This window comes from Methylobacterium sp. WL6, from assembly GCF_008040095.1.
GTDB lineage: Bacteria > Pseudomonadota > Alphaproteobacteria > Rhizobiales > Beijerinckiaceae > Methylobacterium.
In genome coordinates, this window is record NZ_VRVH01000627.1 from 1 (window position 1) to 809 (window position 809).

Annotated in this window: 1 protein-coding gene; it reads left to right on the forward strand. The window is 75.0% G+C overall.

The features are described 5' to 3' along the window. The coding region (locus FV230_RS28850; protein ID WP_281408347.1) for a cytochrome c biogenesis protein CcdA at nt 1-809 on the forward strand (809 nt) is incomplete at both ends.

Consider the following 809-nt stretch of genomic DNA (forward strand, 5'->3'; position numbering starts at 1 on the left):
GCCGGCGGTGGCGCGCACCGACCCGGCCGAGGCGCTGACCCTGTGGACCGCGGCCGGCCTCGCGCTGCTCGGCGGCCTGATCCTCAACCTGATGCCCTGCGTCTTCCCGGTGCTGTCGATCAAGGTGCTGAGCCTGGTGAGGCATTCCGGCGAGGCGCCGGCGCAGGTCCGGCTGCACGGGCTCGCCTACACCGCGGGGGTGCTGGCGGCCTTCCTGGCGCTGGCCGCGCTGCTGATCGCCCTGAAGGCCGGCGGCGCCGGGATCGGCTGGGGCTTCCAGCTGCAATCGCCGACCGTGGTGGCGGCTTTGGCCTACCTGCTCTTCGCCATGGGCCTGAGCCTGTCGGGCATGCTTCACCTCGGCAGTCGGCTGTCCGGGCTCGGCGACGGGCTGACCCGGCGGGCCGGGCTCCAGGGCTCGTTCTTCACCGGCGTGCTCGCGACGGTCGTGGCCACGCCGTGCACCGCCCCGTTCATGGGCTCGGCCGTGGGCTTCGCGCTGACGCAGTCGACCGCTGCCGGCCTCGTCGTGTTCGCGAGCCTCGGCCTCGGCCTCGCCCTGCCCTTCCTGGCGCTCACCCTGTGGCCGCCGGCGCTGCGCGCCCTGCCCCGGCCCGGCGCCTGGATGGACGTGCTGAAGCAGGCCCTCGCCTTCCCGATCTACGCCACGGTCGCCTGGCTGGTCTGGGTGCTGGCGCAGCAGGTCGGGCCTCAGGGCCTGCTCGCGGCGCTGATCGGGCTGGTGCTGATGGGCTTCGCCGCCTGGGCGTGGGAGCTCGGCCGCGACGCGCGGCCGGTCCGGGCGCAGC